General features: G+C 31.2%; 19 protein-coding genes. 15 read left to right on the top strand and 4 right to left on the bottom strand.

Going from position 1 to position 21,213, the window contains the following annotated elements; translation table 11 throughout:
* Positions 1–54: 54 nt before the first annotated feature.
* The 5 genes from P7F85_RS07300 to P7F85_RS07280 all read left to right on the top strand — a co-directional run bounded on the left by P7F85_RS07300 (position 55) and on the right by P7F85_RS07280 (position 4,438).
* On the top strand, positions 55–1,572 hold the full coding sequence (locus P7F85_RS07300; RefSeq protein ID WP_002466353.1) for a catalase: 1,518 nt from the start codon (positions 55–57) through the stop codon (positions 1,570–1,572).
* Positions 1,573–1,650: 78 nt separating this feature from the next.
* Positions 1,651–1,800 (top strand): 50S ribosomal protein L33, encoded by a 150-nt coding sequence (rpmG, locus tag P7F85_RS07295; RefSeq protein WP_001831295.1) that lies wholly within the window; start codon positions 1,651–1,653, stop codon positions 1,798–1,800.
* Positions 1,801–1,995: 195 nt separating this feature from the next.
* Positions 1,996–2,265: a 30S ribosomal protein S14 gene (rpsN, locus tag P7F85_RS07290; protein WP_002466365.1), complete on the top strand. Its 270-nt coding sequence runs from the start codon at positions 1,996–1,998 to the stop codon at positions 2,263–2,265.
* Positions 2,266–2,421: 156 nt separating this feature from the next.
* A complete protein-coding gene (gene guaC / locus P7F85_RS07285; RefSeq protein WP_015365036.1) occupies positions 2,422–3,399 on the top strand; it encodes a GMP reductase in 978 nt (325 codons plus the stop codon).
* A gap of 13 nt (positions 3,400–3,412) precedes the next feature.
* Entirely contained in the window at positions 3,413–4,438 is a 1,026-nt protein-coding gene (locus P7F85_RS07280) for a CAP domain-containing protein (RefSeq protein WP_019235890.1), read from the top strand.
* A 192-nt stretch (positions 4,439–4,630) separates the two neighbouring features.
* On the opposite strand, the gene lexA is transcribed toward P7F85_RS07280, so the two are convergent.
* Positions 4,631–5,254, bottom strand: coding sequence for a transcriptional repressor LexA (gene lexA / locus P7F85_RS07275; protein WP_002466354.1), 624 nt, complete (start codon positions 5,252–5,254; stop codon positions 4,631–4,633).
* A 142-nt stretch (positions 5,255–5,396) separates the two neighbouring features.
* Here lexA and sosA point away from each other — a divergent pair, with 142 nt between their 5' ends.
* The 7 genes from sosA to sbcC all read left to right on the top strand — a co-directional run bounded on the left by sosA (position 5,397) and on the right by sbcC (position 14,076).
* The gene (sosA, locus tag P7F85_RS07270) at positions 5,397–5,630 is read left to right on the top strand and encodes a DNA damage-induced cell division inhibitor SosA (RefSeq protein WP_002466360.1); all 234 of its coding nucleotides are present in this window, start codon (positions 5,397–5,399) and stop codon (positions 5,628–5,630) included.
* A 185-nt stretch (positions 5,631–5,815) separates the two neighbouring features.
* Positions 5,816–6,052 carry a DUF896 domain-containing protein gene (locus P7F85_RS07265; RefSeq protein ID WP_002466350.1) on the top strand — a complete coding sequence of 79 codons (237 nt, stop codon included), beginning with the start codon at positions 5,816–5,818 and terminating at the stop codon, positions 6,050–6,052.
* A 133-nt stretch (positions 6,053–6,185) separates the two neighbouring features.
* Positions 6,186–8,174, top strand: a complete 1,989-nt coding sequence (gene tkt, locus P7F85_RS07260) for a transketolase (RefSeq protein ID WP_046464373.1) — start codon at positions 6,186–6,188, stop codon at positions 8,172–8,174.
* A 216-nt stretch (positions 8,175–8,390) separates the two neighbouring features.
* Complete coding sequence (locus tag P7F85_RS07255) at positions 8,391–8,633, top strand: YneF family protein (protein ID WP_015365032.1); 243 nt, start codon at positions 8,391–8,393, stop codon at positions 8,631–8,633.
* Between the two features lie 708 nt (positions 8,634–9,341).
* A complete protein-coding gene (locus P7F85_RS07250) occupies positions 9,342–9,809 on the top strand; it encodes a CcdC family protein (protein ID WP_002465848.1) in 468 nt (155 codons plus the stop codon).
* Positions 9,810–9,916: 107 nt separating this feature from the next.
* Positions 9,917–11,041, top strand: coding sequence for an exonuclease subunit SbcD (sbcD, locus tag P7F85_RS07245; protein ID WP_002465846.1), 1,125 nt, complete (start codon positions 9,917–9,919; stop codon positions 11,039–11,041).
* A 5-nt stretch (positions 11,042–11,046) separates the two neighbouring features.
* Positions 11,047–14,076, top strand: coding sequence for an exonuclease subunit SbcC (sbcC, locus tag P7F85_RS07240; protein ID WP_058714298.1), 3,030 nt, complete (start codon positions 11,047–11,049; stop codon positions 14,074–14,076).
* A gap of 74 nt (positions 14,077–14,150) precedes the next feature.
* Here sbcC and mscL read toward each other — a convergent pair whose 3' ends face one another.
* Positions 14,151–14,507: a large conductance mechanosensitive channel protein MscL gene (mscL, locus tag P7F85_RS07235; RefSeq protein WP_002466891.1), complete on the bottom strand. Its 357-nt coding sequence runs from the start codon at positions 14,505–14,507 to the stop codon at positions 14,151–14,153.
* Positions 14,508–14,720: 213 nt separating this feature from the next.
* Between mscL and P7F85_RS07230 the strand changes: the two genes are divergently transcribed.
* The 3 genes from P7F85_RS07230 to menI all read left to right on the top strand — a co-directional run bounded on the left by P7F85_RS07230 (position 14,721) and on the right by menI (position 19,940).
* Positions 14,721–16,364, top strand: coding sequence for a glycine betaine uptake BCCT transporter (locus P7F85_RS07230; protein ID WP_023375256.1), 1,644 nt, complete (start codon positions 14,721–14,723; stop codon positions 16,362–16,364).
* A 297-nt stretch (positions 16,365–16,661) separates the two neighbouring features.
* Complete coding sequence (acnA, locus tag P7F85_RS07225; protein WP_002451312.1) at positions 16,662–19,367, top strand: aconitate hydratase AcnA; 2,706 nt, start codon at positions 16,662–16,664, stop codon at positions 19,365–19,367.
* Between the two features lie 105 nt (positions 19,368–19,472).
* Positions 19,473–19,940, top strand: coding sequence for a 1,4-dihydroxy-2-naphthoyl-CoA hydrolase MenI (menI, locus tag P7F85_RS07220; protein WP_002466091.1), 468 nt, complete (start codon positions 19,473–19,475; stop codon positions 19,938–19,940).
* Between the two features lie 73 nt (positions 19,941–20,013).
* Here menI and P7F85_RS07215 read toward each other — a convergent pair whose 3' ends face one another.
* Together P7F85_RS07215 and plsY are read right to left on the bottom strand one after the other, a co-directional pair.
* Positions 20,014–20,310: a HesB/YadR/YfhF family protein gene (locus P7F85_RS07215; protein ID WP_002466095.1), complete on the bottom strand. Its 297-nt coding sequence runs from the start codon at positions 20,308–20,310 to the stop codon at positions 20,014–20,016.
* A 235-nt stretch (positions 20,311–20,545) separates the two neighbouring features.
* The gene (plsY, locus tag P7F85_RS07210; RefSeq protein WP_002466090.1) at positions 20,546–21,154 is read right to left on the bottom strand and encodes a glycerol-3-phosphate 1-O-acyltransferase PlsY; all 609 of its coding nucleotides are present in this window, start codon (positions 21,152–21,154) and stop codon (positions 20,546–20,548) included.
* Positions 21,155–21,213 lie beyond the last annotated feature (59 nt).

Raw genomic sequence — 21,213 nt, 5'->3', positions numbered from 1 at the left:
CTTTATAATGGATACTATATTATAATAATTCTAATTTGTGTGGAGGGAAATTTGATGTCTAAACAAGACGGTAAGTTAACAGGTTTATTCGGCGCACCCGTGTCAGATAGAGAAAATAGTATGACTGCTGGTCCAAGAGGTCCACTTTTAATGCAGGATATTTACTTCTTAGAGCAAATGTCACATTTTGATCGTGAAGTGATTCCTGAAAGACGTATGCATGCTAAAGGTTCCGGTGCATTTGGAACATTTACCGTAACTAATGATATTACTCAGTATACAAGTGCTAAAATGTTCTCGGAAGTCGGTAAACAAACTGAAATGTTCGCGAGATTTTCTACTGTATCTGGTGAAAGAGGTGCAGCAGATGCTGAGAGAGATATTCGTGGATTTGCATTAAAATTTTATACTGAAGATGGAAACTGGGATTTAGTTGGTAATAATACGCCCGTATTCTTCTTTAGAGACCCTAAATTATTCGTAAGCTTAAATAGAGCTGTTAAAAGAGATCCAAGAACGAATATGAGAAGTGCACAAAATAACTGGGACTTCTGGACAGGATTACCAGAAGCATTACACCAAGTGACAATTTTAATGTCAGATAGAGGTATTCCAAAAGATTTACGACATATGCATGGATTCGGTTCACACACATATTCTATGTACAATGATAAAGGTGAACGCGTATGGGTTAAATATCATTTCAGAACACAACAAGGCATTGAAAATTTAACAGATGAAGAAGCGGCTAACGTGATTGCTACGGATCGTGATTCTTCACAAAGAGATTTATTTAATGCGATTGAAAATGGTGATTATCCTAAATGGAAAATGTATATTCAAGTAATGACAGAAGAACAAGCTAGAAATCATAAAGATAACCCATTTGATTTAACAAAAGTTTGGTATCATGGTGATTATCCATTAATTGAAGTTGGAGAATTTGAATTAAACCGCAATCCTAATAACTATTTCCAAGATGTTGAACAAGCTGCTTTTGCACCTACAAACATCGTTCCTGGTTTAGACTATTCACCAGATAAAATGTTACAAGGTCGTTTATTCTCTTATGGTGATGCGCAACGTTATAGATTAGGAGTTAACCATTGGCAAATACCAGTTAACCAACCTAAAGGTGTAGGTATTGAAAATTTATGTCCATTTAGTCGTGATGGCCAAATGCGTATTTTAGATGATAACCAAGGTGGCGGACCTCATTATTATCCAAATAATCAAGGTGTTTATGATTCCCAACCTGAATTTAAAAAGCCGCCATTCCCAGCTGATGGTGATGGTTATGAATATAATCAACGTCAAGATGATGATAATTACTTTGAACAACCAGGTAAGTTATTTAGATTACAATCTGATGAAGCGAAAGAGAGAATCTTTACTAATACAGCCAATGCGATGGATGGTGTAACAGAGGATGTTAAAAGACGACATATTCGCCATTGCTATAAAGCAGATCCAGATTATGGTAAAGGTGTTGCTAAAGCATTAGGTATTGATATTAATTCAATCGATTTAGAAGGTGAGCAAGACGAAACTTATGAGAATTTTAAAAATTAAAAGTTAAGATTGCGCACTGAAGATTTATATGATAGAATTTTAAATCGTAAGTATTCCTAACTAGAAAGGGTGTTGAACGTGCGCGTAAATATCACATTAGCATGCACAGAATGTGGCGATCGTAACTATATCACTACTAAAAATAAAAGAAATAATCCTGAGCGTATTGAAATGAAAAAATATTGCCCAAGATTAAACAAATATACGTTACATCGTGAAACTAAATAATCACTTATCTTTCAAATACGACAATTTGAAATGCGAAAAGATCTTTTTCTTAATCGAAAAAGGTCTTTTTTTGTGCTTAATCATGAAAATTAACATTTTATTTAGCTAGGGAAATTTCACGTTTGCAAAAATCATAATACGTGTTATTATATAAAACGTAATAATTACGATTTATAAAAAAGAGAGGTAAAAGAAATGGCTAAAAAATCAAAAATTGCAAAAGAACAAAAGAGACAAGAATTAGTAGATAAATATTTTGAATTACGAAAAGAACTTAAAGCAAAAGGTGATTATGAAGCTTTAAGAAAATTACCACGTGATTCATCACCTACACGCTTAATACGTAGATGTAAAGTGACTGGACGACCAAGAGGTGTATTAAGAAAGTTCGAAATGTCACGTATTGCATTTAGAGAACATGCTCATAAAGGTCAAATACCTGGCGTGAAAAAATCAAGTTGGTAAAACTCGTACTAAAGTCCATTTACAAGAACAATAAAACAATGTAAAGTAAGTAAGGATAATATTTTCTGAATAAAGTAACTGATTTTAAATTGATTATTCGGATTTTAGCTATTTATCCCAAAATATATTGTTTTATAAAGGGGCTTTTAGATTAATATGAAAATATTTGATTATGAAGACATACAACTAATACCGAACAAATGTATTGTTGAAAGTAGATCTGAATGTGATACTTCAATTCAATTTGGACCACGTTCATTTAAACTTCCAGTTGTACCAGCTAACATGCAAACAGTTATGAATGAAGAATTAGCGCAATGGTTTGCAGAAAACGATTATTTTTATATCATGCATCGATTCAATGAAGCAGCTAGAATTCCGTTTATCAAAAAAATGCAAAGCAATCACTTATTTGCATCTATTTCAGTTGGTGTAAAAAAATCAGAATTTGAATTTATTGAACAACTCGCAAATGAACAATTAACACCAGAATATATAACAATTGATATTGCACATGGACATTCTGATTCTGTGATTAATATGATTAAACACATTAAAACATATTTACCTAATTCATTTGTTATAGCTGGTAACGTAGGTACACCTGAAGGCGTTAGAGAATTAGAAAATGCCGGTGCAGATGCAACGAAGGTAGGTATTGGACCAGGTCGTGTTTGTATAACTAAAATTAAAACAGGATTTGGTACAGGTGGTTGGCAATTAGCTGCACTTAATTTATGTAGTAAAGCAGCTAGAAAACCTATTATTGCCGATGGTGGTTTACGAACACACGGTGACATTGCTAAATCAATTCGTTTCGGTGCATCAATGGTTATGATTGGGTCACTTTTTGCAGCTCACGAAGAATCACCAGGAGAAACAGTTGAGCTAGAAGGTAAACGCTATAAAGAATATTTTGGTAGTGCTTCTGAATTCCAAAAGGGCGAACATAAAAACGTTGAAGGCAAAAAGATGTTTGTAGAACATAAAGGGTCATTGAAAGATACTTTAAGAGAAATGCAACAAGATTTACAAAGCTCTATTTCTTATGCGGGTGGAAAAGATTTAAAATCACTACGCACTGTAGATTATGTCATTGTTAGAAATTCAATTTTTAACGGAGATAGAGACTAGTATCTTATGGTAGGTGACTACAATTAAAAAGTTTCTCGTATTTTTTGTCGCATGTTTATGTTTAGTCATTTTTCTGCCATTGAATGAATGGAAACCACTAGAAAAAGTTCAATTAGAAGTTAGACAACAGATAGATCATTGGGCATTTGGAGATTCTAATGAAGAAGATATAAGTTTGGATGTTCCGAATAAACAAGAATTTGCCATAAATAATATTCAAATGAATATGTCAAAAAAAGAAGTGGAAGATAAATTAGGTAAAGCACGACGCATCACTTCTAATGAATATGGCACACATTGGTATACGTATTACGATGATGATTATAACCAATTCGTTATGATTAGTTATATTAAAGATAGAGTAAACGGTATGTACACTAATCAAAACTTAATCTCTTCGCAATCTAAAATAAAATATGCGACCCCTAAAAATAAGGTGAGAGATCGTTTAGGTAAACCTATTGATGAAATGAAAAAAGGGAATAAGCGGTTTGAAATACAAAACGATGAATATGACGTCTTTCACAAAAAGCATATATATACTACTGTCTTCTATGATAAACATGAACAGAATGGTGTCACAGCGTTATATCAAGTAAGTGATGAAATGGAAAATAGACTTCAAGAGCAATATGGTGCACCTTCTAAATCCTTGGAAAAAAGCTTTGAATTACAAGATTTTGATATTGTTAATGCAGAGAGAAAACAAAGACAATTATCAACGTTAAGTTATTCTAAATCCATTTCTAATACTGCTAGAAAGCATAGCAAAGATATGGTGGAAAATAATTATTTTGATCATACAGATTTAAAGAGGAAATCACCATTTGATCGATTGAAAGCAGATCACCATGACTTTAATGCCGCAGGTGAGAATCTAGCCTATGGACAACAAAATAGTATATACGCTCACGAAGGACTAATGAATTCATTAGGGCACAGAAAAAATATACTAAATGATAGCTTCTCAACTTTAGGCGTCGGCGTTGATTTTAATGATCAACGACAACCATATTGGACCGAAAATTATACTGGTTAATCGTTTAAAACAATATATGTTGGGGTACTAATTAGTTGTAAGGAAGTAGATAGAATGTCAACTAAATCAAAACAACAACCTGATATCTTAGAAAAAGTAAAAGAAGTTTTGAACAAGAATCAAAATAAAAAGGATTAGGCATGATGCCTAATCCTTTTTATATATATAGGGGGTTATGAGGATAAAATATGATTACATTTCTCTATATAAACCGATTACTTTTCCAACTACAATAACATTTTCTAAATAAATTGGATCCATCGTACTATTTTCGGGTTGCAATCTATAACGGTTCTTTTCTTTATAAAATCTTTTAACTGTCGCTTCATCGTCTTCTGTCATCGCAACAATAATATCGCCATTTTCTGCGATTGTTTGACTACGAACGATAACTTTATCGCCATCAAGAATACCCGCTTCAATCATACTGTCTCCAACAACATTTAAAATAAAAATATCGCTATTATGTGTGGAAGTTAAATGTTCAGGCAATGGAAAATATTCTTCAATATTTTCAACAGCAGTAATTGGAATACCTGCAGTTACTTTACCGATTACAGGAACATGAATTGTTTCTTCCATACTAATATTATCATTTAATTGTTCGCTAACAATTTCAATTGCTCTAGGTTTAGTAGGGTCACGTTTAATATAGCCTTTTTCTTCTAATCTTGATAAGTGACCATGAACAGTTGAACTTGAAGCCAATCCTACTGCTTCACCAATTTCTCGAACACTTGGTGGATACCCTTTTGATTGAACAATCTGCTTAATGTAATCATATATTTCACTTTGTCTTTTCGTTAATTCTCTCATATATAGGCACTCCCTAGTTTTATTTAAGTTTATTATAGCATCTCTAATAGTAAATAACAAACGTTTGTTCGTTAAAGTGTTGACATGGAACATCTGTTCTGTTAAATTATAAATACAAACAAACGTTCTAGGAGTGAGATTCATGTTAACAAAACAAACAAAGACATTTTTAACATATATAGCAGTATTTTTAGTATCTTGCCTTATCTTTTTAGTATTCTTCTTAAGTGTTAATCAAAGCGCACATTCAGAACAAACGTACGAAATGACAGATCATGAAATTCATCAGAATGCTAACCAAAATGAACATCAAACACCTAATAATAACGGGAACAGCGAACATAAATCTGGGTCTATGTTCGCATTAGCCCACTAAACACTAAAATAGAATAAAAAAGTAAAAGTGAGCGTAACGATTTGGTTATGCTCATTTTTTTGTTATATTCTATGGAAGGTTTATAAACGCTATATTATTATAAGAATATAAAAATATATGATATAAGGTTAGAAATTAACTATGGATATAATTGAACAATAATTGATATGAAAGTAGGAATTTGAATGTCTAAAAATGATTTAAATATTGATAGAATTAATGAATTAGCTAAAAAGAAGAAAGAACAAGGTTTAACCAACGAAGAAGCCAAAGAGCAATCTAAGTTGAGAAAACAATATCTTGATTCATTTAGAGAAGGGTTCAAAAAGCAATTAGAAAACACTAAAGTGATAGATCCAGAGGGTACTGATGTTACTCCTGAAAAATTAAAGAAAATTCATCAGAATAAGAAAGAAAAATAAGCGTGAAATTTTATCATTTTAGATTTATTTTAATAGAAAAACTGAGGGATTTTTCAGATTTTTCTTTATGAATTTATATTAAAATAAGTTATAATTAATTTGAGGTATTATTTGAAGAAGGGAAGAAAATATAATGTTTAATAAAGAAGATCAATTAGCAATCGATACGATTCGTGCTTTAAGTATCGATACAATAGAAAAAGCCAATTCAGGTCACCCTGGTTTACCAATGGGTGCAGCACCAATGGCATACACACTATGGACAAGACACCTAAATTTTAATCCCCAATCTAAAGATTATTTTAACAGAGATAGATTTGTATTATCTGCTGGACATGGTTCGGCGTTATTATATAGCTTATTACATGTATCTGGTAGCTTAGAAATGGATGAACTAAAACAATTTAGACAATGGGATTCTAAAACACCAGGTCATCCAGAATTCAGACATACTGATGGTGTAGAAGTAACAACGGGTCCACTAGGTCAAGGTTTTGCAATGTCTGTAGGTATGGCATTAGCAGAAAGTCATTTAGCAGGTAAATTTAATAAAGAAAATTACAATGTAGTTGATCATTATACGTATGTACTTGCGTCAGATGGCGACTTAATGGAAGGTATTTCACATGAGGCAGCTTCATTTGCCGGCCATAACCAATTAGACAAATTAATCGTTTTATATGATTCAAATGATATTTCATTAGATGGTGATTTAGACAAAGCATTTTCTGAAAAAACACAATCACGTTTTGAATCATATGGATGGAATTACATCTTAGTTAAAGATGGCAATGACTTAGAAGAAATAGATAACGCAATTAATAAAGCTAAATCTCAACAAGGACCAACTATTATTGAAATTAAAACAGTCATTGGATTTGGATCTCCAAACAAATCAGGTACTAACGGTGTACATGGTGCGCCATTAGGTGAAGATGAACGTAAATTAACATTAGAAGCATACGGTTTAGATCCTGAAAAACGTTTTAATGTACCGCAAGAAGTGTACGATATTTTCAACTCTACAATGTTGAAACGTGCTAATGAGCATGAAGAAAATTGGAAAAATAAAGTTGAAGAATATAGTAAAGCTTATCCAGAATTAGCTGAAGAGTTCAAATTAGCAATAAGTGGTAAATTACCACAAAACTATGAAAAAGAACTACCTAAATTTGATGCAGATCATAATGCAGCATCACGTGCTGACTCAGGTGAAGTTATTCAAGCGTTAAGTAAGCACGTGCCATCATTCTTTGGTGGATCTGCAGACTTAGCTGGTTCAAACAAATCAAATGTTAAAGATGCTAAAGATTACGATAAAGATAATCGTGACGGTAAAAATATTTGGTTTGGTGTTCGTGAATTTGGTATGGGAGCAGCCGTTAATGGTATGGCAGCTCACGGTGGTTTACATCCATATGGAGCAACTTTCTTTGTTTTCAGTGATTACTTAAAACCTGCATTACGTTTATCAGCAATTATGGGCTTAAATTCAACATTTGTATTTACTCATGATTCAATTGCAGTAGGTGAAGATGGTCCTACGCATGAACCAATTGAACAATTAGCTGGATTACGTGCAATTCCTAACATGAATGTGATTCGTCCTGCAGATGGTAACGAAACAAGAGTTGCTTGGGAAGTTGCTCTAGAATCTGAAAGTACACCTACATCATTAGTACTTACACGTCAAAACTTACCAACTTTAGATGTTCCAGAAGAAACAGTAGAAGAAGGCGTGCGTAAAGGTGCTTATGTAGTTTATGAATCTAAAGAATCTCCTGAATATTTATTATTAGCAACTGGTTCTGAAGTAAGTTTAGCGGTTGAAGCAGCTAAAGATTTAGACGCACAAGGTAAAGGCGTTAGAGTTGTTTCTATGCCAAACTGGTTCGCATTCGAACAACAATCAGAAGACTACAAAGAATCTGTGATTCCTTCAAACATAACTAAACGTGTTGCTATTGAAATGGCATCAACATTAGGTTGGCATAAATATGTTGGTACTCAAGGTAAAGTGATTGGTATCGATGGATTTGGTGCAAGTGCTCCTGGCGACTTAGTTGTTGAAAAATATGGATTTACAAAAGAAAATGTTTTAAATCAAATTCGTGAATTTTAATTCATTGTTGATTTAAATATATTGCTGTAGCCTGAGACATTTAATTTATGTCCCAGGCTTCGTTTTTAAATAATAAAATAATTTATAAAGTACGTTTAATAAAATTAGAAAATTTGTTATGATTTTTGATGTGCATTATTTTAAGTCTTAAATTTGTCTTGAAATAAATATTTGAATCTAGTAAAATTCATTAGGATAAAGAAAGTGGGTGAAACAATGGCAACATGGTTAGCAATTATCTTAATTGTAATAGCATTAATCGCAGGTTTAGTTGGTGGTTTCTTCTTAGCTAGAAAATATATGATGGACTATTTGAAAAAAAACCCACCTATTAATGAAGAAATGCTACGTATGATGATGATGCAAATGGGTCAAAAACCTTCTCAAAAGAAAATCAATCAAATGATGACTATGATGAACAAAAACATGGACCAAGGTATGAAAGGTCAAAAGAAATAATATAAAAAGGGATTAAGGCAGTTATAAATTTCTGTCTTAATCCTTTTTATTTTTAGTTATGATTGTTCTATTAAATAAAATAACCAAATGTTCAGTTAAAATTGAAATGTATTTATAATATTGAAAGGATTAGAAGAATTATTAAGTCTATCGTTAAGGCATCCAACATTAATCGTTAAGTTTAATGTGAGGTGTTTATTTTGAATTTAGAACCAGATAGTATCAAATTAGGTATCGCGTCATTTTTATCAGTAATAATTGTTTCAATTATTGGTAATCGGCTAAAAGTGCATGTAGTGTTACAATTATTATTAACAGTTATCATAATGGTTCTATTATTATTCTTTTTCTGGAGGCTAGGATATTTAATTTACTATAAATGATGTGTTTTGAGTGAAAATGAATAGTCATTTGAAATGTAGTTTGTATCAGTAAAGTTTAATCATTATTTTGAAACTATCTTTATGAATAACAGTAAAAATAGAACTAAAAATATAAGTTAACAAATGCGTAGTGTCTTCATTTTTATAAGGTTATAACGGTTCAATTATTGATAAGAAATCATAAATAAAATAAGGTGTTAAATTGATTGATATTGGGATACCTATTTATTAAATTAAAAGCTATGAAAATATATACGTTTAATGATATACTAACACGTGATTAAAAAAGAGTATTGTAGTTTAGAATATATGAGAAGGTGTAACAGTGGCATATTTAATATTTTCAATTGTATTTGCATTCTTGATGGGTGCAGTTGTTATTGTGATTCGTATGAAAGCACAAAATTTTCCAGTCAATGAAAAGAAAATTATTTTACCACCATTTTTCATGGCAACAGGTGCTTTAATGTATGTAATACCATATTTCAGATTGACGGGAACTGAGATACTAGAATCATTAGTCTTAGGTGTATTATTTTCTACAGTTTTAATTTGGACATCTCGTTTTGAAGTAAAAGGTAGTGAGATTTATATGAAACGATCAAAGGCGTTTCCAATTATTTTGATATCACTATTAGTTATACGTACTGTTATAAAAATATTCATTAGTAATGAAATTGATCCAGGAGAAATTGCTGGTATGTTTTTCTTATTAGCATTTTGTATGATAGTACCATGGAGATTAGCGATGTATTACAAGTACAAAAAAGTAAAAAAATCTATTGTTCATTAAATATATAAAAGCCACTTATCTACCTAGATGAGTGGCTTTTTGCTTGAAATATATATTGAAAAGTAATATGATTAATACGAACAAACGTTCTATTCGGAGGTATAAAGATGAAGGTAATCCATACAGCAGATTGGCATCTAGGTCGAATTTTAAATGGTAAACAACTACTCGAAGATCAAAGATATGTATTAGAACAATTTATAGATCGAATGAAAGAAGAAAAACCAGATATGATCGTTATTGCAGGAGATTTATACGATACTACATATCCTGGTAAAGAAACGATTAAATTATTTGAAGAGACGATTGCCACGTTAAATATTGATATGAAAATTCCAATTATTTTAATTAGTGGGAATCATGATGGAAAAGAACGTTTGAATTATGGTGCGAGTTGGTTCGAACATAGCGATTTATATATAAGAACTCAACTTGAAAGTATGACACAACCAATTCATATAAATGGCATCAATTTTTACACATTACCTTTTGCAACAGTTGCTGAAGTGCAACATTATTTTAAAGATGATTCAATTCAAACGCATCAACAAGCATTAGATAAGTGTATAAGTTCTATGTCAGAAACGCTACAACCTCATGAAATTAATATTTTGATTGGCCATTTAACTGTACAAGGTGGTAAGACTTCAGATTCAGAAAGGCCATTAACGATAGGTACTGTCGAAACAGTAGAAAGAAAATCATTTAATATTTTTGATTTTGTAATGTTAGGTCACTTACATCATCCATTTAGTATTAATGAGGACATTATTAAATATAGTGGCTCATTACTTCAATATTCTTTTTCAGAAGTTGGACAACCTAAAGGTTATCGAGTAGTTAAGTTTAATCATAAAAATGATATTCAAGATTATTTTGTTCCAATAGAACCAATGAGAAAATTAGAAATTGTCACAGGGGATTATGAAGACGTCATACAGGAAAAGGCAAACGTATCAAATAAGAATAATTATATCCATTTCAAATTAAGAAACATGGCTCATATTTCAGATCCGATTATTAATTTGAAACAAATCTATCCTAATACATTAGCATTAACAAACGAAACGTTTGAGTACCATGAAGCAATTCAACATATAGAAATCAAAAAAGAAGATGATCTTTCAATTATTAATCATTTTTATAAAACGATAACCAATGAGCAATTAAGTGATATACAAGAAAAGAAAATTAACCAAATTATTAATGATTTGATGAGAAAGGAAGATTAATTACCTTGAAACCAATGATGTTAAAGTTGAACAATTTTGGTCCTTTCTTAAATGAAACAATAGATTTTAGAAATATAGATCAAAATCAATTGTTCTTAATTAGTGGTAAGACTGGTTCCGGTAAAACAATGATATTTGATGCCATCGTATATGCATTATATGGAGAAGCTTCAACTAAAAATAGAAAAGAGAATGATTTAAGAAGTCATTTTGCAGATGGTAATTCAGCAATGCAAGTGACGTTCGAATTTGAACTTAATCATAAACTATTTAAAATAGTTCGTACTGGTCCTTATATTAAAGAAGGTAATACAACCAAAACGCCCGCAAAGTTAAATGTTTTCGAGTATATAGAAAACGAATTTGATTTAAGGGAAAGTATGGTAAATGCAGGTAATCAATTTATTATCGACTTAATTGGTGTTAATGCTGAACAGTTTAGACAGTTATTTATTTTGCCACAAGGTGAATTTAAAAAATTCTTATTATCTAATAGTAAAGAAAAGCAAGGGATTTTAAGAACACTCTTTAATAGTGAACGATTTGAAGAAATTGAAAAACAATTAAACGAAAATGTTAAAAATGAAAAAATCCAAATTGAAGAAAGATATAAAAACATTGAACGATTATGGAATGATCTCCATACTTTTGAAAACGATGAGTTAGAAGAATTAAAAAGTATCAATGTACATCAAACAGACAAAATCATTGAGGTATTACATAGGTTTAATGAATTTGGTAAAAAAATAGGGAGAAAAAAGTATGAACAAAAGAAAAATAATGAAAATGAAATTGAAAAAGTAGAACAAAAGCTCAGTGATAATAAAGAGTTAGAATTAAATTTAAATGAGTTAAATAAAAGTGAAAGTACATTAAAGCAACTTAAGCAAAAGGAAAATAATATAAATCAACAACGTGAGAGATTAAATAAGATTAATGAAATTAAACCATTATCACAATTACTAGATAGAAATGAAGCGGCCAATAAAAAGTTAAATCAAGCAGAAAAATTGATAGAAATCGTTGGTCAAGAAATTAACAAGTTAATAAAAGAAAAAGAAGAAAATCAATTAGAATTAAATCAATTATCTGAACAAGAAGAATCTATCAATAAAGAAAAAGCCTATTTGGAAAAAACTAATACTTTTTATACCAATATGACTCTCTATTTAAATAGTTATAAAGACAAAGAACGATTGATATCGCAACTCGTAGATTTAAATGAAAATAGAGAAATAATAGAAAATGAATTATTAAAACTAAATGAAGCTATTAAATCAAAAGAAATTAACTATAGTTATGTTGAACAATTGAGTCAGGATATTTTCAATATTGAAAAAGAACTAGAACTAGCAGAAAAGCTTAAAAATGATATGAAAATTAAAGCAGAATTAACCTCTAAGTTGAATGACACTAAGACATCCTATAATCAAAAATGTATTGAAATAGAAGACTTATCTAATAAGTTGTCCGAAATAGATAAGACAGAAATTAATTTGAATAACAAAGAAACTTTAGTTGAACAACTTCAACAAGTCATGTCACTTGGAGATACATGTCCGATTTGCGGGAATGAAATTACTTCATTAGGACAACATATTGATTTTGATAGTATTAATAAAAAGCAAAATTTAATTCAATCATTACAAAAAGAGCTTAATGAAATGAATATCGATAAAGCTAAATTGGAAAGTACTTTAAATCACTTAACGGAGCAAATAAACAATATTCATGTAGATGAAAATACCATGCCGGATATAAAAACCCTTTATTCTAAAATCAATAGAAAGAAAGAAGAAAAAGAAAAACAACAGAAGGAAAATGAATTTATCTTAAAAACAAATAAAAAGGTAGAACAAAAACATCAAGAATCGTTTGAAATTGAAAATGAAATTAAAAATGCAAAATCTAAAATTGAACAATGTGAGATACGTATCAATGATTTTGAATCAACTACTCAGTATAATGAAATAGATGAGTTTGAAACATATTTTAAAAAGTTAAAAAGTAATGTTGATCATTATTTAAAATTACTTGAAAATCATAAACAAAATAGAAATGAAATTATTCAAAAACTAAGCATAGAAGAAAATAACTTGCATCATCATAAGCAAACTAAAAATGATATTCAAGAGGAAATTAAACAAACACAACAAGCATTAGATGCTGAAATGAACCGTTTAAATATAGATTCTATTGAACAAGTTCAGGATATAATTAAAATTGTTTATGAAAAAGAAGACATAGAGAATGAAATTAAAGAATATGATAAACAAATCCATAAGAATGAATTGGAAATAAGCAGACTTAAAAAGTTAGTTGCAGGAAGAAAATTAGATGATATAGGAGAAATTCAAAAAACTCTATCAGAACTTAAAGCTAAACTTGAAAATGTAACTAATGAAATTGCCACATTAGAATATCAACTGAAATTAAACCAACAAAAAGTAGATGAAATTGTATCTCATATCGAGTATTTAAACAAGGAGTTGAAAGAGCAACAAGATATATTTAATCTTGCAGAAATTCTATCTGGTAAAAACAGTCAAAAATTAACATTAGAAAACTATGTACTAATTTACTATTTAGAAAAAATTATAGCACAAGCTAATATTCGACTTGCTACTATGAGTGGTCAAAGATATCAATTGCAAAGAAGAGAAGCTTTATCTCAAGGGTTTAGTGGTTTAGAAATAGATGTTTTTGATTTTTATTCTAATAAAGCAAGACATATTAGTTCACTATCGGGTGGAGAAACATTCCAAGCATCGCTTGCGCTAGCTTTAGGATTAAGTGAGATTGTTCAACAAGAATCGGGCGGAATCTCTCTTCAATCAATGTTTATTGATGAAGGATTTGGTACATTAGATCAAGAAACACTTGAAACTGCACTTGATACACTAGTAAACCTTAAATCGAAGGGAAGAATGGTAGGTATTATCTCTCATGTTAGTGAATTAAAACAAAGAATACCACTTATTTTAGAGGTAACATCAAATCAGTATCAAAGTATGACAAAATTCAAATGGAATTAAAGTGAAATGTCTCTATAAAAAAATCGATTTATCAACTTTTGATTGTAAGTTGATAAATCGATTTAATATTATTATTAATGTTTTTCTCTTAATAAGTCTCTAATTTCAGTTAAAAGAACCGTATTTTGTTCTAATTCTTCTTCTGGTTCTTCTTTCTTCATTAAAGTATTTGCAATTTTTACAAAGATAAATAATGCAAAAGCAATGATTATGAAATCAATTATTGATTGTATGAATAAACCATATTTAATTCCCCAGAAAGCCCAATCTTCTGCAAAATTGACTGAACCGAAAATTTTACCAATCAATGGCATGATGATGTATTCGACTAATGCAGAAATGATTTTATTGAAAGCTGCCCCCATAACAACGGCTACAGCTAAATCTAATACGTTGCCTTTTAACGCAAAGTCTTTAAATTCTTTAAGCATTTAAATAGTCCTTTCTAAACAATATTTAAAAGCCATTATACAACATATAATTAATTTAGCAAATAGGAAATTTAATCAAATTTGATTCTAAATAGGACGTTTGTTATCCTATAGTAGTGCTTTAGTAAAATTAAATGTTTTAAGATAAAAAAAGAATATTTTAGTTTTACTAGATTGAAAATTTAATAATAGATATGAAGGGAGTAATTAATTATGAATTCTTCTTCTTCTAATGAAAAGAACGGTAAGAAGATTTCTCCGGTGTTTATCTATAGTGCAATTATCGCAGCAATTGTTGTATTAATTGGTGCTATTTTCCCAACACAATTTGACTCAGTAACGAATGAGGTCAAAATGTGGATAACAGATAAACTAGGTTGGTATTACTTAATTCTAACTACGATTATAGTTTTCTTCTGTATTTTCCTTATCTTTAGTCCAATTGGGAAACTTAAATTAGGTAAACCAAATGACAAACCGGAATTTAATACTATTTCTTGGTTTGCGATGTTATTTAGTGCCGGTATGGGTATCGGTTTAGTATTCTACGGTGCAGCTGAGCCAATGTCTCATTTCGCTTCACCACCTGATGCCGATCCGAAAACGACTGAAGCTTACACAGAAGCATTACGTTCAACATTCTTCCATTGGGGCTTCCATGCATGGGCTGTATATGGTGTTGTAGCATTAGCACTTGCTTATGCACAATTCCGTAAAGGAGAGCCTGGCTTATTATCTAGAACATTACGCCCAATTTTAGGTGATAAAGTTGAAGGTCCAATTGGAACATTCATCGACGTTCTTTCAGTATTTGCTACTTTAGTTGGTGTAGCTGTATCACTTGGTATGGGTGCATTACAAATCAACGGTGGTTTAAATTATTTATTTGGCGTACCGAATACAACTTGGGTCCAAGCTATTATTATTGTCATAGTTACAATCCTATTTATTGCAAGTGCTTGGTCTGGTCTAAGTAAAGGTATCCAATATTTAAGTAATCTAAACATCGGATTAGGTGCTTTATTAATGATTATTACATTAATTATTGGACCAACTGTTTTAATATTAAACATGATGACTAGTTCAACTGGTAGCTTATTAAATACATTCTTATTTAATAGTTTTGATACTGCAGCATTAAATGGACAAAAACGTGAATGGATGTCTACATGGACACTTTACTACTGGGGTTGGTGGTTAAGTTGGAGTCCATTCGTTGGTGTATTTATTGCCAGAGTTTCAAAAGGACGCTCAATCAGAGAATTTATTTCTGGTGTACTATTAGTACCAGCAATTGTTAGTTTCATCTGGTTCAGTGTATTTGGTGTTCTTGGTATCGAAACTGGTAAGAAACATCCAGAGTTATTTAAAATGACTCCAGAAACACAATTATTCGGTGTATTCAACCACGTACCATTAGGTATCGTATTATCATTTATTGCACTTATTTTAATTGCTTCATTCTTTATTACTTCAGCTGACTCAGCAACATTCGTATTAGGTATGCAAACAACATTTGGTTCGTTAAATCCAAGTAGTATGGTTAAAGTAACTTGGGGTATTGCTCAAGCACTTATCGCCTTTGTATTATTATTAGCTGGTGGCGGAGATGGAACAAAAGCGCTCAACGCGATTCAGAGTGCCGCCATTATTAGTGCGTTTCCATTCTCCTTTGTCGTCATATTAATGATGATCAGTTTCTACAAAGATGCTAATAAGGAACGTAAATTCTTAGGATTAACATTAACGCCTAATAAACACAGATTAGAAGAATATGTTAAATATCAACAAGAGGATTACGAATCTGATATTTTAGAAAAACGTGAATCTAGACGTAATCGTGAAAGAGAAGAATAATTGAATGAAATATCTACTATAATGGTGGATTTAAAGCTATCAACAATTTTGTTGATAGCTATTTTTTATGTTTCAAGCATATAAAATAATAATTACTTGCGATTGATAACCATTCTCAATTAATAAAAATAACTTATGGTACAAATGAGTCATAATAAGTTTTACTTATACTACCTGATTAAAAATGCGAAATGAAAAATGACTCCTTTATATACCTATACAGTTGTGTTCGAAAACATATAATAATACAATTTAACTAAGGCATATAAATATATAGAAATTCAAGGGGGATATCAAATGGCTTCTAATTTTAAAGAAACAGCAAAGAAACAATTTGATTTAAATGGCCAATCATACACGTACTATGATTTAAAATCATTAGAAGAACAAGGTTTAACTAAAATTTCAAAGTTACCTTATTCAATCCGTGTATTACTAGAATCTGTGTTACGTCAGGAAGATGATTTTGTAATTACTGATGATCACATTAAACAATTAGCAGAATTTGGCAAAAAAGGTAACGAAGGTGAAGTACCTTTCAAACCATCTCGAGTTATTTTACAAGACTTCACTGGTGTACCAGCAGTTGTTGACTTAGCGTCTTTACGTAAAGCAATGAATGATGTTGGTGGGGATATTAACAAAATTAACCCTGAAGTACCAGTTGACTTAGTTATTGACCACTCAGTACAAGTCGATAGTTATGCTAATCCAGATGCACTACAACGTAATATGAAATTAGAATTCGAACGTAACTATGAACGTTATCAATTCTTAAACTGGGCAACAAAAGCATTTGATAACTATAATGCTGTACCACCTGCTACAGGTATTGTCCACCAAGTAAACTTAGAGTACTTAGCGAATGTTGTTCATGTTCGTGACGTTGACGGAGAACAAACTGCGTTCCCAGATACATTAGTTGGTACTGACTCTCATACTACAATGATTAACGGTATTGGTGTATTAGGTTGGGGTGTCGGCGGTATCGAAGCCGAAGCAGGTATGTTAGGACAACCATCATACTTCCCAATTCCAGAAGTTATCGGTGTAAGATTAAGTAATGAATTACCACAAGGTTCAACAGCAACTGACTTAGCATTACGTGTAACTGAAGAGTTACGTAAACGTGGTGTAGTAGGTAAATTCGTTGAGTTCTTTGGTCCTGGTGTAACAAACTTACCATTAGCTGACCGTGCGACAATTGCTAACATGGCGCCTGAATATGGTGCAACTTGTGGTTTCTTCCCAGTTGATGAAGAATCACTTAAATACATGAAATTAACTGGTCGTAAAGATGATCATATTGCACTTGTCAAAGAATATTTACAACAAAATAATATGTTCTTCCAAGTTGAAAATGAAGATCCTGAATATACTGAAGTGATTGATTTAGATTTATCTACAGTTCAAGCTTCTTTATCAGGGCCAAAACGTCCACAAGATTTAATCTTCTTAAGTGACATGAAAACTGAATTCGAAAAATCAGTTACAGCACCAGCTGGAAACCAAGGTCATGGTTTAGATGAAAGTGAATTTGATAAGAAAGCAGAAATCAAATTTAATGATGGCAGAACTTCAACTATGAAGACTGGTGATGTTGCAATTGCAGCGATTACATCATGTACAAATACATCTAACCCTTACGTTATGTTAGGTGCAGGTTTAGTTGCTAAAAAAGCAATTGAAAAAGGCTTAAAAGTACCTGATTATGTTAAAACTTCATTAGCACCAGGTTCAAAAGTTGTTACTGGATATTTAAGAGATTCAGGTTTACAAGAATATCTTGATGATTTAGGTTTCAACTTAGTTGGTTATGGTTGTACAACTTGTATCGGTAACTCAGGTCCACTATTACCTGAAATTGAAAAAGCAGTAGCTGACGAAGATTTATTAGTAACTTCTGTACTTTCTGGTAACCGTAACTTTGAAGGTCGTATCCATCCATTAGTTAAAGCTAACTACTTAGCTTCACCACAATTAGTTGTAGCTTATGCATTAGCTGGAACAGTTGATATCGATTTACACAATGAACCTATCGGTAAAGGTAAAGATGGCGAAGATGTATATCTTAAAGATATCTGGCCAAGTATCAAAGAAGTTGCAGACACTGTTGATAGTGTCGTAACACCAGAATTATTCTTAGAAGAATATGCAAATGTATACGAAAATAATGAAATGTGGAATGAAATCGACGTTACTGACGCACCATTATATGATTTCGATCCAAATTCAACTTATATTCAAAATCCATCATTCTTCCAAGGTTTATCTAAAGAACCAGGAACTATTGAACCATTAAAAGATTTACGTATTATGGGTAAATTTGGTGACTCAGTTACAACTGACCACATTTCTCCAGCAGGTGCGATTGGTAAAGATACACCAGCAGGTAAATATTTATTAGACCATGATGTTCCAATTAGAGAATTTAACTCTTATGGTTCAAGACGTGGTAACCATGAAGTAATGGTACGTGGTACTTTCGCTAATATCCGTATTAAAAACCAATTAGCGCCAGGTACTGAAGGTGGATTTACAACATACTGGCCTACAGGAGAAATCATGCCTATCTATGATGCAGCTATGAAATACAAAGAAAATGGTACTGGTTTAGCTGTTTTAGCAGGTAATGATTACGGTATGGGTTCATCTCGTGACTGGGCTGCTAAAGGTACAAACTTATTAGGCGTTAAAACTGTTATTGCACAAAGTTATGAACGTATCCACCGTTCAAACTTAGTAATGATGGGTGTATTACCATTACAATTTAAACAAGGTGAATCAGCTGATTCTCTAGGTTTAGAAGGTAAAGAAGAAATTTCTGTAGATATCGATGAAACAGTTAAACCTCATGACTTAGTAACTGTTCATGCTAAGAAAGAAAATGGAGAAGTTGTTGATTTTGAAGCAATGGTTCGTTTCGATTCATTAGTAGAATTAGATTATTATCGTCATGGCGGTATCTTACAAATGGTATTAAGAAATAAATTAGCTCAATAATCACAAAAGATGTGACTTTTGACAGTGCTAACGTTTAGGTTAGCACTGTTTTTTTATGCTAAACTATATATGTAATGTTAATAGTTAAGGAAGGATTGGACTTAAATGATTTATAGTTTGACTGAAATTGAACCAAGATATCAAGAGACAGATAAAATGGGCGTGATTTATCATGGTAATTATGCAACATGGTTTGAAGTAGCGCGTACAGATTACATTAGAAAACTAGGATTTAGTTATGCTGATATGGAAAAGCAAGGGATCATTTCTCCAGTTACAGACTTAAATATCAAATATAAAAAATCAATTTTTTATCCTGAAAAAGTAACCATTAAAACATGGGTGGAAAAATATTCAAGATTACGTTCTGTGTATAGATATGAAATTTTTAATGAACAGGGCGAACTTGCAACTACAGGTTATACTGAGTTAATTTGTATGAAAGCTGATACGTTTAGACCAATTAGATTAGATCGTTATTTTGCAGATTGGCATGAAACCTATAGTAAAGTTGAATCTTTAAATAAAGAAGGCATCAATGAAGAAGTAACTCATGGTATTGATCATTTATAATTTAAATTAATAAGACATAACAAATATAGCCCTAGAATGCTTTATTAATGCATTTTAGGGCTATATAATATTTCTATTTCTTTGTATATGAAATTTCATCTTCATGATCAACTGTATCTACCACAATATGATCATCTTCAAAGTACCATAAATCTTTCTCGGATATAACAATCGTTAATCCGTTATATTCTTCTTCATAAGCAACCTCAACATCAGATTTGTTTTCAACATTAAACGCTGGGCTAAATCCTTGTTTTAATTGAAATTCGCCACCATATCTTACGAAGAAATGTAATACTTGATTATCTTCCGGTAAATCAAATTCATCTTTAAACCATTGAACGGCTTGGTCTGTAAGTTCAATTTTCATTTAATCTCCTCCATAATAAATCTCTATATTTTACTCGATGGATTGTCAATTTTAGTGATATTAGAATTATAGCATAGCCTATCATTCTAATATATTTTTAAACATTATACATACTGACAAAATAAAAAATGTGCTTATATCAACATGTGTCATTTATGACTATAAAGAAAAGCACTTAATAAGATATCTATTAGGTAAATATCTAATTAAGCGCTAATAATTTTGTTTATTTGATTTACATCCATGTTATCTTAGGTTCTTCACCTTTAAAGATTCGGACAATATTTGTTTTGTGGCGTATAATTAAAATTATAGAAACAATGCCGCTAACTGCAAGTAAGATGTAGTCCTGTATAATGAGTGAACCTATCACACAACAAATAGCTGCTACGATACTTGATAAGGACACGTATTTAAATGTTTTTAGCACTAAAAAGAAAATTGCAGCTAAAATTAATAATAAAATGGGATTTACTCCTAAAACTACCCCAGCACTCGTAGCAACAGCTTTACCACCTTTAAATTTTAAATATATAGGATATACATGGCCAAGTATTGCAAATAAACCTACAATCAGTCCGTTGGTAAAGAATGTACTTATAGGTCCATCAACATGTACTGGTAACCAAATAGGGAAGAATACAGTGATAAAACCTTTGAAAATATCTAAGAAGGTTACCACAAATCCTGCTGGTCTACCTAATACCCTAAAACTGTTTGTTGCTCCAGTGTTGCCACTACCAAATTGTCTTATATCTTTCTTAAAGAATAGCTTTCCTATAACTAAACCACTTGGAAAAGCGCCAATAAGATAACTTAGTATTAACATGACGACAATCATCATAAAATACACATCCTTTAGTAACTTAGCACTATTTTACCATATCCCCCTTATTTTAGAAC

The organism is Staphylococcus sp. aM (genome assembly GCF_052975125.1).
This window is presented reverse-complemented; position numbering and strand designations above follow the sequence as displayed.

Excerpts from the sequence above, each read along its gene's own strand:
- P7F85_RS07300 (WP_002466353.1), top strand. The coding sequence starts at position 55 with ATGTCTAAACAAGACGGTAAGTTAACAGGTTTATTCGGCGCACCCGTG.
- rpsN (WP_002466365.1), top strand. The coding sequence starts at position 1,996 with ATGGCTAAAAAATCAAAAATTGCAAAAGAACAAAAGAGACAAGAATTA.
- guaC (WP_015365036.1), top strand. The coding sequence starts at position 2,422 with ATGAAAATATTTGATTATGAAGACATACAACTAATACCGAACAAATGT.
- lexA (WP_002466354.1), bottom strand. The coding sequence starts at position 5,254 with ATGAGAGAATTAACGAAAAGACAAAGTGAAATATATGATTACATTAAG.
- sosA (WP_002466360.1), top strand. The coding sequence starts at position 5,397 with ATGTTAACAAAACAAACAAAGACATTTTTAACATATATAGCAGTATTT.
- P7F85_RS07265 (WP_002466350.1), top strand. The coding sequence starts at position 5,816 with ATGTCTAAAAATGATTTAAATATTGATAGAATTAATGAATTAGCTAAA.
- tkt (WP_046464373.1), top strand. The coding sequence starts at position 6,186 with ATGTTTAATAAAGAAGATCAATTAGCAATCGATACGATTCGTGCTTTA.
- P7F85_RS07255 (WP_015365032.1), top strand. The coding sequence starts at position 8,391 with ATGGCAACATGGTTAGCAATTATCTTAATTGTAATAGCATTAATCGCA.
- sbcD (WP_002465846.1), top strand. The coding sequence starts at position 9,917 with ATGAAGGTAATCCATACAGCAGATTGGCATCTAGGTCGAATTTTAAAT.
- mscL (WP_002466891.1), bottom strand. The coding sequence starts at position 14,507 with ATGCTTAAAGAATTTAAAGACTTTGCGTTAAAAGGCAACGTATTAGAT.
- P7F85_RS07230 (WP_023375256.1), top strand. The coding sequence starts at position 14,721 with ATGAATTCTTCTTCTTCTAATGAAAAGAACGGTAAGAAGATTTCTCCG.
- acnA (WP_002451312.1), top strand. The coding sequence starts at position 16,662 with ATGGCTTCTAATTTTAAAGAAACAGCAAAGAAACAATTTGATTTAAAT.
- menI (WP_002466091.1), top strand. The coding sequence starts at position 19,473 with ATGATTTATAGTTTGACTGAAATTGAACCAAGATATCAAGAGACAGAT.
- P7F85_RS07215 (WP_002466095.1), bottom strand. The coding sequence starts at position 20,310 with ATGAAAATTGAACTTACAGACCAAGCCGTTCAATGGTTTAAAGATGAA.
- plsY (WP_002466090.1), bottom strand. The coding sequence starts at position 21,154 with ATGATGATTGTCGTCATGTTAATACTAAGTTATCTTATTGGCGCTTTT.